The 11,969-nt window shown below is 65.3% G+C and carries 13 protein-coding genes; all 13 read left to right on the top strand.

Annotated features, from left to right (window positions below; genetic code table 11):
• Nucleotides 1-7: 7 nt before the first annotated feature.
• Entirely contained in the window at nucleotides 8-517 is a 510-nt protein-coding gene (locus tag KUW62_RS09895; protein ID WP_224815318.1) for a hypothetical protein, read from the top strand.
• Between the two features lie 228 nt (nucleotides 518-745).
• Nucleotides 746-1,159 carry a hypothetical protein gene (locus tag KUW62_RS09890; protein WP_224815317.1) on the top strand — a complete coding sequence of 138 codons (414 nt, stop codon included), beginning with the start codon at nucleotides 746-748 and terminating at the stop codon, nucleotides 1,157-1,159.
• A gap of 181 nt (nucleotides 1,160-1,340) precedes the next feature.
• Nucleotides 1,341-2,507: a putative lipid II flippase FtsW gene (gene ftsW / locus KUW62_RS09885; RefSeq protein WP_224817087.1), complete on the top strand. Its 1,167-nt coding sequence runs from the start codon at nucleotides 1,341-1,343 to the stop codon at nucleotides 2,505-2,507.
• Nucleotides 2,508-2,510: 3 nt separating this feature from the next.
• Nucleotides 2,511-3,602, top strand: a complete 1,092-nt coding sequence (locus KUW62_RS09880; protein ID WP_224815316.1) for a UDP-N-acetylglucosamine--N-acetylmuramyl-(pentapeptide) pyrophosphoryl-undecaprenol N-acetylglucosamine transferase — start codon at nucleotides 2,511-2,513, stop codon at nucleotides 3,600-3,602.
• A gap of 4 nt (nucleotides 3,603-3,606) precedes the next feature.
• Nucleotides 3,607-5,034: a UDP-N-acetylmuramate--L-alanine ligase gene (gene murC, locus KUW62_RS09875; protein ID WP_224815315.1), complete on the top strand. Its 1,428-nt coding sequence runs from the start codon at nucleotides 3,607-3,609 to the stop codon at nucleotides 5,032-5,034.
• Nucleotides 5,031-5,273: a DUF2484 family protein gene (locus tag KUW62_RS09870; protein ID WP_224815314.1), complete on the top strand. Its 243-nt coding sequence runs from the start codon at nucleotides 5,031-5,033 to the stop codon at nucleotides 5,271-5,273. The genes murC and KUW62_RS09870 overlap by 4 nt, the downstream gene beginning before the upstream one ends.
• Entirely contained in the window at nucleotides 5,273-5,545 is a 273-nt protein-coding gene (locus tag KUW62_RS09865; protein WP_224815313.1) for a DUF2484 family protein, read from the top strand. The genes KUW62_RS09870 and KUW62_RS09865 overlap by 1 nt, the downstream gene beginning before the upstream one ends.
• Nucleotides 5,542-5,829, top strand: a complete 288-nt coding sequence (locus tag KUW62_RS09860) for a hypothetical protein (RefSeq protein ID WP_224815312.1) — start codon at nucleotides 5,542-5,544, stop codon at nucleotides 5,827-5,829. Before KUW62_RS09865 ends, KUW62_RS09860 begins: the two co-directional genes overlap by 4 nt.
• Complete coding sequence (gene murB, locus KUW62_RS09855; protein WP_224817086.1) at nucleotides 5,829-6,758, top strand: UDP-N-acetylmuramate dehydrogenase; 930 nt, start codon at nucleotides 5,829-5,831, stop codon at nucleotides 6,756-6,758. The genes KUW62_RS09860 and murB overlap by 1 nt, the downstream gene beginning before the upstream one ends.
• 78 nt (nucleotides 6,759-6,836) lie before the next feature.
• Nucleotides 6,837-7,772 (top strand): D-alanine--D-alanine ligase, encoded by a 936-nt coding sequence (locus KUW62_RS09850; RefSeq protein WP_224815311.1) that lies wholly within the window; start codon nucleotides 6,837-6,839, stop codon nucleotides 7,770-7,772.
• Nucleotides 7,760-8,680, top strand: a complete 921-nt coding sequence (locus tag KUW62_RS09845) for a cell division protein FtsQ/DivIB (protein WP_224815310.1) — start codon at nucleotides 7,760-7,762, stop codon at nucleotides 8,678-8,680. The genes KUW62_RS09850 and KUW62_RS09845 overlap by 13 nt, the downstream gene beginning before the upstream one ends.
• Nucleotides 8,677-10,005 carry a cell division protein FtsA gene (ftsA, locus tag KUW62_RS09840; RefSeq protein ID WP_224815309.1) on the top strand — a complete coding sequence of 443 codons (1,329 nt, stop codon included), beginning with the start codon at nucleotides 8,677-8,679 and terminating at the stop codon, nucleotides 10,003-10,005. The genes KUW62_RS09845 and ftsA overlap by 4 nt, the downstream gene beginning before the upstream one ends.
• Before the next feature lie 192 nt (nucleotides 10,006-10,197).
• Nucleotides 10,198-11,826, top strand: a complete 1,629-nt coding sequence (gene ftsZ, locus KUW62_RS09835; RefSeq protein ID WP_224815308.1) for a cell division protein FtsZ — start codon at nucleotides 10,198-10,200, stop codon at nucleotides 11,824-11,826.
• The last annotated feature ends 143 nt before the right edge of the window (nucleotides 11,827-11,969 follow it).

The following is an 11,969-nucleotide window of genomic DNA, read 5'->3' as shown; positions in this document are numbered from 1 at the left end:
GCCCATTATGACCAAGAAGCTTGTCGCCCTCGCCGTTGCCGCGGCCATCCCCCTTTTCGCCACCACGTCCCTCCAGGCGCAGACGCCGTTCGAGGATTTGCTGTCGCGCGCGGCCGAGCGTGCGGTGGCGCAGCCGACCCTCTATGGTCCGGGCGAGGCGTCCGCGCTCACGGGCCGCGAATTCCAGATGGCGCTGCAACCGGGTACTTACAGCCCGGCGCGGTATGGTCGTGACCAGATCGTCGAACGGGTCACGCTTGGTGCCTCGCCACAGATCCACACCTGCCGCCATATCTCGCGCGGGGATGGGCGACGCGAGGAGGTGGATTGTCTGCACTACCTCTTCCCTGACGGGTTTGTCGGGCCGCTCGGGCTGGAGGATGACAGCGTCCACGGATTCTCCTTCGCAACGGCCCCCATGGTCGAGATCGAGGTGCGGAGTGCGATCAACACCGTCAGCTGCCTTGGCCTCGGCGAAGCCTGCCGCATGACCGATTACTTCCAGATCGAGGAGTGATGGCGCGGGGTCGCGGGTTCCGGAGGGGCGACCAATCGCGTTGTCATTCGGTGCCGCGCCGGTTGCGCGCCGCTGTCGTTCCTGTCGGCGAACTCGAGCCGTCGATAATGGGGATACTTCCCCATAGCGAAGCGCCCCCGCCCCGTGACATTTCAATGCCATACCGGGCGCCTTGCTTCCCCTTTTCCAGCCCGGGCAATTCATTTTCCTCCTGAAAGGAGACCACAGATGACCAAGTTCTTTTCGCTTCTTGCCCTGTCGCTGGCCCTGACCACCCAAGTCCACGCGGAAGATCCGCCGACCCCGGCGCAGATACCGATGATGAGCATCCCGAACGTGGAAACCGTCCTCTCCGTCGAGCAGATCGTGTTGCACGTGACCGACCGCGCCGGGCCATGCGCGGAGCATGCTGGCACCTGGGCCACGCAAGGGACCTGTTTCGAAGCCGTCATGCCCGACGGTGAGGTGCGCGTCTTTCACGACGCGCCGGGCCTGATCACGCGCCACCATATCGAAGGTTATACCTACAACGGCGCGGCCACGATCGTGGTGCAATACGTGCAGACGGTGAACGCGATTTCCTGCACGCCCGGTGCCCCCGGAACATGCCAATTCCACTACTACGCCTACCTGGGCGGTTAGGATCGGGATGCGTCCTGCCTTGAATGCGCCCGGGGAACCGGGCGTCGCGGCCGGTCAGCTTGCCCCTTTTCCCTAGCCGCGTGCGCTTTTTCGCGCTATCCTTGCGTGATAGACCCGGGACAATCCGGGCATGAGCAGAGACGCGGCGGGCAACCGTCGTTCGGGCAAGGCAGGCGTATTCATGACGGAAATGGCGCACGGCACGGTCGTAGTGCATTCGGGCGACGCGGTGATCCCGCGGTGGTGGAGTTCGGTCGATCGGGTGACGTTGGGGTGCATTCTGGCGCTGTTCGCCATCGGCATCCTTCTGGGTTTCGCGGCCTCCCCACCGCTGGCGGAACGCAATGGGCACGAACCCTTCCACTACGTGATCCGGCAAGCCTTTTTCGGGGGCATCGCGTTGAGCGTGATGGTGCTGGTGTCGATGATGACGCCGACATCGGTGCGGCGCTGGGGGGTCTTGGGCTTCTTCGTTGCCGTGGCCGCCGTGGCGCTCTTGCCGTTTTTCGGCACGGATTACGGGCAGGGGGCGACGCGTTGGTATTCGCTGGGCTTCGCGTCCTTGCAGCCGTCGGAATTTCTCAAACCCGTCTTCGTTGTTTTCACCGCCTGGATGATGGCCGCCAGCCAAGAAGTGGCGGGGCCGCCGGGCAAATCGGTGTCGCTGTTCGTGACGCTGGTGATCGTGGGTTTCCTCGCAATGCAGCCGGATTTCGGGCAGGCGGCGCTGGTGATCTTCGCGTGGTCGGTCATCTATTTCGTGGCCGGTGCGCCCATGCTGATCCTGATGGTCCTTCTGGCCGTCGTCGCGTTCGGCGGGGTGCTGGCCTACAACGGGTCCGAGCACTTCGCGCGCCGTATCGACGGGTTCCTGAGTGACGAGGTCGCGCCCAACACCCAGCTTGGCTATGCCACCGACGCGATCCGCGAAGGCGGGCTGTTCGGCACCGGGCTCGGCGAAGGCTCCGTCAAATGGACGCTGCCGGACGCCCATACCGACTTCATCATCGCCGTCGCGGCAGAGGAATACGGGCTGGTCCTGGTGGCCACGATCATCGCGCTTTACCTGACCATTGCCTTGCGCAGCTATTTCCGCCTGATGAAGGAGCGCGATCCGTTCGCGCGGTTGGCGGGGACGGGGCTGGTCAGTCTTCTGGCGTTGCAGGCCTTCATCAACATGGGCGTGGCCGTGCGGCTTCTGCCCGCCAAGGGCATGACGTTGCCATTCGTGAGCTACGGTGGCTCCTCGCTCATTGCGACGGGGATTGCGGTCGGTATGCTTTTGGTGTTCACCCGCACCCGCCCGCAGGGCGACATCGCGGACCATTTGTTGAGCCGTCAAAGGTAGGACATGACGCAGCCCCACATCATCATCGCGGCAGGCGGCACGGGCGGGCACATGTTCCCCGCCCAGGCGCTGAGCGAGGCGATGTTGCGCAAGGGCTGGCGCGTGACGCTGTCGACCGATCCAAGGGGCGCGCGCTACACCGGCGGGTTCTCCCACGCGGTCGAGATCCGGCAGGTGAGCAGCGCGACGTTCACACGCGGCGGCCTGCTGGCAAGACTGGCCGTGCCGTTCCGCATCCTGGGCGGGGTCTTCACCGCCACCACGCGCATGATGCGCGAAAAGCCCGATATCGTCGTGGGGTTCGGCGGATACCCGACGATCCCGGCCATGGCGGCGGCGTGGATTTTGCGCCGTCCGCGGATGCTGCACGAACAAAACGGGGTTCTGGGCCGGGTAAACCGCGCCTTCGCCAAGCGTGTCGACGCGGTGGCCTGCGGCACGTGGCCCACGGAATTGCCGGCAGGCGTGAAAGGACAGCACACGGGCAACCCGGTCCGCGCCGCCATCCTTGAGCGGGCGGCCGCAACCTACACGCCGCCGGGCGATTGGCCGATGAGCCTTGTGGTTTTCGGCGGCTCCCAAGGGGCGCGCATCCTGTCGGATAACGTGCCTGCCGCCATCGCCCTGTTGCCGGAGCCGTTGCGCGACCGGCTGCGCGTCACGCAACAGGCCCGCAAGGAGGACGTGGAACGGGTGACGCAGGCCTACGACGAGATGGGCCTACGGGCTGAGGTCACGCCCTTCATCAACGACATGCCGGAAAAGCTGGCGGAGGCGCAGCTGGTTATCGCGCGGGGCGGGGCGTCCTCCGTCGCCGACGGTGCCGTGATCGGGCGGCCCATGATCATCGTGCCGTTGGCCGCGGCCGTCCGGGACGAGCAGACGGCCAATGCGCGCGGCCCCGTGGATGCGGGCGGTGCGATCATGATGCCGGAAAGTCAGCTCACTCCGCAAAGCCTTGCCACCTGTATCGAAACCGTTCTGACCCAACCCGAAGCCGCCACCCGCATGTCGCAAGCCATGCTGTCGGTCGCCGTGCCCGACGCGACGGAGCGTCTGGTGGCGCTGGTCGAAACCCTAGCAGGAGCCGAATGATCCCATGAATGCCGCCGCCGTCACCAAATTGCCGACCCAACTGGGCCCCATCCACTTCGTCGGGATCGGCGGCATCGGCATGTCCGGCATTGCCGAGGTGCTGTTGAATCACGGCTACCAGGTGCAGGGGTCTGACCTGAAGCCCTCCAAGATCACCGAACGGCTCGCCTCCCTTGGCGCGCGGATTTTCATCGGTCAAAAGGCGGAGAATCTGGAAGGCGCAGACGTGGTCGTCATCTCTTCGGCCATCAAGCCGGGCAATCCGGAACTGGACGCGGCACGGCTGAGGGGCCTGCCGGTCGTGCGCCGGGCGGAGATGCTGGCGGAGCTGATGCGCATGCGCTCCAACGTCGCCATCGGCGGGACCCACGGAAAGACCACGACGACCACGATGGTGGCAACCTTGCTGGACCATGGCGGGCTTGACCCCACGGTCATCAATGGCGGGATCATCCACGCCTACGGATCCAACGCGCGGATGGGCAAGGGCGAATGGATGGTGGTGGAGGCCGATGAAAGCGACGGCACCTTCAACCGTCTGCCCGCGACCATCGCCATCGTCACCAATATCGACCCGGAGCATATGGAGCATTGGGGCAGCATCGAGAATTTGCGCCAGGGCTTCCTCGATTTCGTGTCGAACATTCCGTTCTACGGCCTGGCCGTCTGTTGCACCGATCACCCCGAAGTCCAGGCGCTGGTGGGCCGGATCACGGATCGCCGCGTGGTGACATATGGCTTCAACGCGCAAGCTGACGTCCGTGCGATCAACCTGCATTACAAGGGCGGGGCCGCACATTTCGATATCGCGCTGGCCGCCGACGAGATGGTGATCGAGGGCTGCCATTTGCCGATGCCCGGGGACCACAACGTCTCCAACGCCTTGGCCGCCGTCGCCGTGGCGCGGCATCTGGGCATGAAGGGTGAGGAGATCCGGGAGGCGCTGGATGGCTTCAAGGGGGTCAACCGCCGATTCACCAAGGTGGGCGAAGTGGGTGGCATCACGATCATCGACGATTACGGCCACCATCCCGTTGAAATCGCCGCCGTGCTGAAGGCCGCGCGCCAGGCCAGCGAGGGCCGCGTGATCGCCGTGCATCAGCCGCACCGTTATTCGCGCCTTGCCAGCCTGTTCGAAGATTTCTGCGCCTGCTTCAACGAGGCGGACGTGGTGGCCATCGGCGATGTCTATGCCGCCGGAGAAGATCCGATAGAGGGCGCATCACGCGACGATCTGGTCGCGGGTATGATCCGCCACGGTCATCGCCACGCGCGCGCGCTGCTGGACGAGGATGATCTGGAACGACTGGTCCGCGAACAGGCGCGTCCGGGTGATATGGTCGTGTGCCTTGGCGCCGGTACGATTTCCGCCTGGGCCAACGGATTGCCCGCGCGCCTAGCCGATCTCGACAAGAAGGTGGTGGGCGGATGAGCCTTGCCCTGACCCTCGCCTGCCTTTGGGTGCTTGCGTCCGCAATCACGGCCATGCTGCCCTACCGGATGCAATTCCCGCCGGGGATCGCGTTGCTGGTCGCGTCAGTCCCCCTGACGATCTTCGTGGGCTATTCCCATGGCTGGTTCTGGATCGCCGTCATCGTGTTCGCCATAGGCTCCATGTTCCGCAACCCGCTGAGGTATTTCTGGAACCGCGCAATGGGGAGGGCGTCCTGATGCCCGGCTCGCTGATCCTTGCCTGTGTCTGGGCGCTTCTGGCCTGCCTTATTGCCATGGGGCCGCGCCGCTTCCACATCCCTGCCGCCTGGACCCTGATTGCCACGGGCATACCGCTTCTGGGGTGGGTCACGTATCAGGCGGGGCCGTTTTGGGGCATTGTCATCTTGCTTGGCGGTATGTCGCTGCTGCGTTGGCCGCTGATCCGAGCGGGCCAAAGGATGCGCCGGGCGATGTCGGTCGACGCGGGTGAGAACGAGGGCCAGCCGTGAACCTGTTGATCGTGATCGTTGCCTTCGCCGCGATCGGCGGCATCCTCGCGGGCTACGTGACGGCGCGCGTGGGGCCGGCCTGGACGATCTTCGCGCTTTGGGTGGCATGCGCCGGTGCGACGATGGGGTACGCGATGTTTCTTGATACCGACACGGGGCGCGGGGCCTTGCAATCGCCGTTGGTGCTTTACGGAATTCTCATTCCATTCTCGATGTGTGTCGTCGTCTCCAGCGTGATCGGCGCCGGTGTGCGCGTCTTCCTGTCCCGGCGGGGTGCGACGTGATCGACGAATTGCCCAAACCGCGCGGTCGCCTGACTGCGAACCGCGACCTGTCCGGCCTGACATGGCTGCGTGTGGGCGGCCCGGCGGAGTGGTTGTTCGAGCCGGCGGATGTGGAGGACCTTTCCGAGTTTCTTTCCGCGCTGGACCCCGCCATTCCGGTCTTCCCGCTTGGCGTCGGGTCCAACCTGATCGTGCGCGACGGGGGTCTGCCCGGCGTCGTGATCAAGCTCGGGCGCGGATTTCGGGAGATCATCATCGACGGCACCCATGTCTCCGCCGGGGCCGCGGCCTTGGACAAGCATGTCGCGGTGAAAGCCGCGGATGCGGGCGTGGACCTGACGTTTCTGCGGACGATCCCCGGCTCGATCGGCGGCGCGGTGCGGATGAATGCCGGGTGTTATGGCAGTTACATGGCCGACTATGTCGTGGAGATCGAGGTCGTGCTCCGCGATGGTATCCGCGAGACGTTCGATGCGTCGCAGGTCGGCTTCGGATACCGTCAGACGGACCTTCCTGACGGATGCGTGGTGGTCGCCGCGCATTTGGACGGTCGCCCCGGCGCACCCGACGATCTGCACGCGCGGATGGAGGAACAACTGGCCAAACGCGACGCGACCCAACCCACGAAAGAGCTGACCGCCGGGTCCACCTTCCGCAATCCGGCGGGCTACAGTTCCACCGGGCGGGCGGATGATGTCCACGACCTCAAGGCGTGGAAGGTGATCGACGCCGCGGGCATGCGCGGGGCCACGCGCGGCGGCGCGCAGATGTCCGAAATGCATTCCAACTTCCTCATTAACAAGGGTGGCGCATCTGCCGCAGATTTGGAGGGATTGGGGGAAGAGGTCAGAAAAAGGGTGTACGAAACCCAAGGCATAGAATTACAGTGGGAAATCATGCGGGTGGGTGCGCCCGACCGCATCCCATAAAAGCAAGGGCCGGGGCAAATTTCCGGCAAAATCGATCCGGCGGGCACGTATCCGCAGGACAGGTTGAGGACAGTATCGGTGGCAGGGTTGAGCAGCCTCCCATCCCGTGTTGTCGTCTTGATGGGTGGCCCCTCGGCCGAACGCGAGGTGTCACTGAGCACTGGCAGAGAGTGCGCCGAGGCGTTGCGCGGAGAAGGTTTTGATGTGATCGAGGTCGATGCGGCCTCCGATCTGTACGCGCGCCTGTCCGACATCCAACCCGACGTTGTCTTCAACGCGCTCCACGGACGCTGGGGTGAAGACGGCTGTGTGCAGGGCATACTGGAATGGATGCGTCTGCCCTACACCCATTCCGGTGTGCTCGCCTCTGCACTCGCGATGGACAAGGCGCGATCCAAGGATGTGTTCCGCCGCGCGGGCCTTCCCGTGGTTGAAAGCGTTCTGGCCCCGCGCGACCGGGTGCGCGCCGAGCACGTGATGCAGCCGCCCTACGTGGTCAAGCCCAACAACGAAGGCTCATCGGTCGGTGTCTACCTGGTCAACGAGGCCGCGAACGGCCCGCCCAAATTGTCCGACGACATGCCCGACGAGGTGATGGTTGAGACCTACGCGCCGGGCCGCGAGTTGACGACGACGGTTCTGGGCGATGGCCCGGATGATCCCGGCGCGCTGACCGTGACCGATATCCTGACGGACGGCTGGTATGATTACGACGCCAAGTACAAGCCCGGCGGATCGCGCCATGTCGTGCCCGCCGACGTGCCGCAGGACATCTTCGATGCCTGCATGGACATGGCGATGCGCGCCCATACCGCGCTTGGCTGCAAGGGCGTCAGCCGCACCGATTTCCGCTGGGACGAGGGGCGCGGCATGGACGGCCTGGTCATTCTGGAAACCAACACCCAACCCGGCATGACGCCGACTTCGCTGACGCCCGAACAGGCCGAAGCGACGGGGATGCCGTTCGGCAAGCTGTGCCGCTGGCTTGTGGAGGATGCCTCATGCGATCGCTAGTCGCCCGCCGCCCGACCAACCCGCAGCCGCAGGCCGTGCGCGCCGATCCCGCGCCGTCGCGGCTCAGCTACCGGGTGCAGCGCCTGTGGCTGACACCGATCTTCCGCAAGGCACTCAATATCGGCATTCCGCTTTTCGTCCTGTTCGCTGCCGTGTCCTGGTACCTCAGCGACGAGGACCGGATCGACGGCCTGTTCGAGGCCGCCTACGAAATTAGGCGCGAGATCGAGAACCGTCCGGAATTCCGCGTCAACGTGCTTGGCATCGACGGGGCAGGGGAACAGGTGACGGAAGAGGTCCGCGCGGCGCTGGCGCTGGATTTGCCGATCTCCTCCTTCGATCTGGACCTCGACGAATTGCGCGGGCGGTTGGAGGCATTGCCCTCCGTCCGGTCCGCCGATTTGCGTGTGCAATCGGGCGGCTATCTTGCGGTGCGCATCGACGAACGCCTGCCCGCCGCCCTTTGGCTGACCCATGAGGGGCTGAGCATCGTGGATCACGACGGTATCTTCATCGCGGGCTTCGGCACCCGCGATCTGCCCGGTCCCCTGCCGCTTCTTGGCGGCGAGGGCGCAAACCTTGCCGTGCCTGAGGCGCTGGCGCTGATCGACGCGGCGGAGCCCCTGGGCGACCGGGTGCATGGGCTGGTCCGCGTGGGTGAACGGCGGTGGGACGTGGTATTGACCAACGGCACCCGCATTCAGCTTCCCGAGGCGGGATCGCGTGCGGCGCTTGACCGGATCCTCGCGCTCCATGACGTGGGCGAGATCCTAGAGCGGGACGTGACAATCGTGGACATGCGCAACCCCGGTCGCTTGACCGTGCGGTTGACGGATGGGGCAATGACGGAGCTGCGGCGCATCAGAACGATCGCAGCCGAAGGGACGAATGGGGATCGGCGCGGATGACGTTGCTTTACCAATCTCAGAGGGCCATGCGGGCCAAGCGGCAAGAGGCGATGCGCCGTGGTGTGATCGCGGTTCTGGATATCGGCACGTTCAAGGTGGCGTGCCTCGTGCTGCGGTTCGACGGCGCGCAGGTTGAGGATGAAGGGATCGGCGGCATGGCCGGTCAATCCGCCTTCCGCGTGATCGGCGCCGCCACGACGCGCTCGCGCGGTGTGAAATTCGGAGAGATCGACACCGTCCAGGAAACCGAGCGCGCGATCCGCACCGCCGTGCAGGCCGCCCAGAAGATGGCCAATGCCCGCGTCGACCACGTCATCGTGTCCCTGTCCGGCGCGCGGCCCCGGTCCTATGGCCTGACAGGTGATGTGGAGTTGCAGACGGGCAATGTGGAGGATCACGATATCGGTCGCGTCCTGTCGGTCTGCGACATGCCCGATATCGGGCCAGGCCGCGAGGTGCTGCACGCGCAGCCGGTGAACTTCTCGCTCGACAATCGCACCGGGCTTGCCGACCCCAGGGGGCATGTGGGCAACCGCCTGTCGGTGGACATGCACCTTCTGACGGCCGATGGCCGCGCGATCGAGACCCTGCTGCATTGCGTTAAGCGGTGTGATCTGGAACTGGCCGGCCTTGCCTGTGCGCCGTATGTCGCGGGCATGTCGAGCCTTGTCGAAGACGAACAGGAACTCGGGGCGGCCTGTATCGACATGGGGGCCGGGGCCACATCGCTGTCGATCTTCATGAAGAAGCACATGATCTTTGCCGATACCGTGCGGATGGGCGGCGCCCATGTGACACGCGACATCAGCCAGGGCTTGCAGATCCCCATGGACAATGCGGAGCGGATCAAGACGAAATTCGGTGGCTTGATGGCCACGGGTCTTGATGATCGGGAGATTATCGAGCTGGAAGGCGATACCGGCGATTGGCACCACGACCGCCGCACCGTCAGCCGGGCGGAGTTGATCGGGGTCATGCGCCCCCGGGTCGAGGAAATCCTTGAGGAAGTGCGCGCACGTCTGGACGCGGCCGGGTTCGAGCATCTGCCCTCCCAGCGCATCGTCCTGACCGGTGGCGGATCACAGATTCCGGGCCTTGACGGGTTGGCGAGCCGCATTCTCGGCAACCAGGTGCGCCTTGGGCGGCCCATGCGGGTCGCGGGCCTGCCGCAGACGGCCTATGGCTCCGCATTCTCGGCCTGTGTGGGCCTCGCGCTGTTCGCGGCCAGCCCGCAGGACGAATGGTGGGACTTCGATTTGCCCGCCGACCGTCTGCCTGCGCGGTCCCTTCGCCGGGCCGCGAAATGGTTCAAGGACAACTGGTAACCCCTTCATCTGGGGTTTCCCCGCTACATCGCCGGTGTTTTTGCCACAAAGTGGCCACATTTCGCGCATCCGCGGGATTTTCTGCGTGACGCCGGGGGGACGAGTCGGTAGTCTGCCCCCCAATAAATGAGGCAGAACGGCGACCCGACGCACAAGATTGGGGGCCAGGACAGAAACAGGCGGACAGTATCCATGACTCTCAATCTTACCATGCCCGAAGCGCAGCCCGAGCTGAAGCCGCGCATCACCGTATTCGGCGTCGGCGGCGCGGGCGGCAATGCCGTCAACAACATGATCGACCAGCAGCTTGATGGCTGCGAGTTCGTTGTGGCCAATACCGACGCCCAGGCGCTGGCCCAGTCCACCGCCCACAGCCGCATCCAGATGGGCGCGCGCGTGACCGAAGGTCTCGGCGCAGGGGCCCGGCCCGCAGTTGGCGCCTCGGCGGCCGAAGAATCCATTGAAGACATCGTTGATCACCTGGCGGGTGCGCATATGGCGTTCATCACCGCCGGTATGGGCGGCGGCACCGGCACCGGCGCGGCCCCGATCATCGCGCAGGCCGCCCGCGAATTGGGTGTTCTGACGGTCGGTGTCGTCACCAAACCCTTCCAGTTCGAGGGCGCCAAGCGGATGCGCCAGGCCGATGAGGGGATCGAAGCCCTGCAAAAGGTCGTCGATACGCTCATCATCATCCCCAACCAGAACCTGTTCCGGCTGGCCAACGAGAAGACGACCTTCACCGAGGCCTTCTCCATGGCTGATGACGTTCTGTATCAGGGCGTGAAGGGTGTGACCGACCTGATGGTGCGTCCGGGCCTCATCAACCTCGACTTCGCGGATGTTCGCGCCGTGATGAACGAGATGGGCAAAGCCATGATGGGCACCGGCGAGGGAGAGGGCGAAAACCGCGCCCTTGCCGCAGCCGAGAAGGCCATCGCCAACCCGCTTCTGGACGAAATCAGCCTCAAAGGCGCGCGTGGCGTTCTGATCAACGTGACCGGCGGTTACGATCTGACCCTCTTCGAGCTGGACGAAGCGGCCAACCGCATCCGCGAGGAAGTGGACCCGGAAGCCAATATCATTGTCGGCTCCACGCTCGACACCAACATGGAAGGCATGATGCGTGTCAGCGTCGTGGCTACCGGGATCGACGCGGTCGAGCAGGCTGAGACGCCGCAGCCCGCGCGCCAGTTCCACGCCTCCGCCGCCATCGTAGCGGCCCAGGACGCGGACGCCGCGACCGAAGCGGAAGCAACCGAAGAGGTTGCCGCCGAAGCCGCGCCCGAGCCGTCGTTGTTCGAGACGTTCGACCCGACACCCGAGGTGGCCGAGGATCAGAGCGCCGAGGACGAGGTTCCGGCGCCGGCCTATCAACCGGCCCCCGCGCCTGCCCCGTCCGTTGAAGCCGCGCCGGCCCCGACCCGTGCGCAAATCGTGGGCGGCCCGGATGTGCAACAGGGCTATGTCGCGCCGAAACCCGCCGCGACCGGATCGCCCACGCCCGAGGCGCTTGCCCGCCTGCGCGCAGCGATCCAGCGCGATGCCCCGCAAGCCGCCCCGCAGCCCCAGGCCCCGCGCGCCGCGGCGCCCCTGGGTGGTGGAGCGGATCAAGGGCAGCCCAAGCGCGGCTTTGGCATCAATTCCCTGATCAACCGCATGACCGGCAGCGCCGAGGACGGCCCGGCCCCGGTCGAGCGTCGTCAGCCGACGATGGGTGCTGCACCGGCGCCCGCGCCGCAATCCATGGATGACGGCATTGTCGATCCGGACCAGGAGCGGATTGAAATTCCCGCCTTCCTGCGCCGTCAGGCCAACTGAATCCAGGTCACGATATTGCGGAAAGGGCCGGTCTTGGACCGGCCTTTTTCTTTGCGTTCCCAGCGTGTTACAGGCTTATCCACAACATTTCGGCAACTTCCCGCCGACCCCACAAGCCATTGTTGCAGCACGTCATAAAGGTT

Origin of the sequence: Hasllibacter sp. MH4015 (assembly GCF_020177575.1) — a bacterium.
Classification (GTDB): domain Bacteria; phylum Pseudomonadota; class Alphaproteobacteria; order Rhodobacterales; family Rhodobacteraceae; genus Gymnodinialimonas.
The sequence above is the reverse complement of the archived record's forward strand: the minus strand, read 5'-3'. Positions and strand labels throughout refer to the sequence as shown.

Coding starts and splice junctions, on each gene's coding strand:
- KUW62_RS09895 (WP_224815318.1), top strand. CDS start 8: ATGACCAAGAAGCTTGTCGCCCTCGCCGTTGCCGCGGCCATCCCCCTT.
- KUW62_RS09890 (WP_224815317.1), top strand. CDS start 746: ATGACCAAGTTCTTTTCGCTTCTTGCCCTGTCGCTGGCCCTGACCACC.
- ftsW (WP_224817087.1), top strand. CDS start 1,341: ATGACGGAAATGGCGCACGGCACGGTCGTAGTGCATTCGGGCGACGCG.
- KUW62_RS09880 (WP_224815316.1), top strand. CDS start 2,511: ATGACGCAGCCCCACATCATCATCGCGGCAGGCGGCACGGGCGGGCAC.
- murC (WP_224815315.1), top strand. CDS start 3,607: ATGAATGCCGCCGCCGTCACCAAATTGCCGACCCAACTGGGCCCCATC.
- KUW62_RS09870 (WP_224815314.1), top strand. CDS start 5,031: ATGAGCCTTGCCCTGACCCTCGCCTGCCTTTGGGTGCTTGCGTCCGCA.
- KUW62_RS09865 (WP_224815313.1), top strand. CDS start 5,273: ATGCCCGGCTCGCTGATCCTTGCCTGTGTCTGGGCGCTTCTGGCCTGC.
- KUW62_RS09845 (WP_224815310.1), top strand. CDS start 7,760: ATGCGATCGCTAGTCGCCCGCCGCCCGACCAACCCGCAGCCGCAGGCC.
- ftsA (WP_224815309.1), top strand. CDS start 8,677: ATGACGTTGCTTTACCAATCTCAGAGGGCCATGCGGGCCAAGCGGCAA.
- ftsZ (WP_224815308.1), top strand. CDS start 10,198: ATGACTCTCAATCTTACCATGCCCGAAGCGCAGCCCGAGCTGAAGCCG.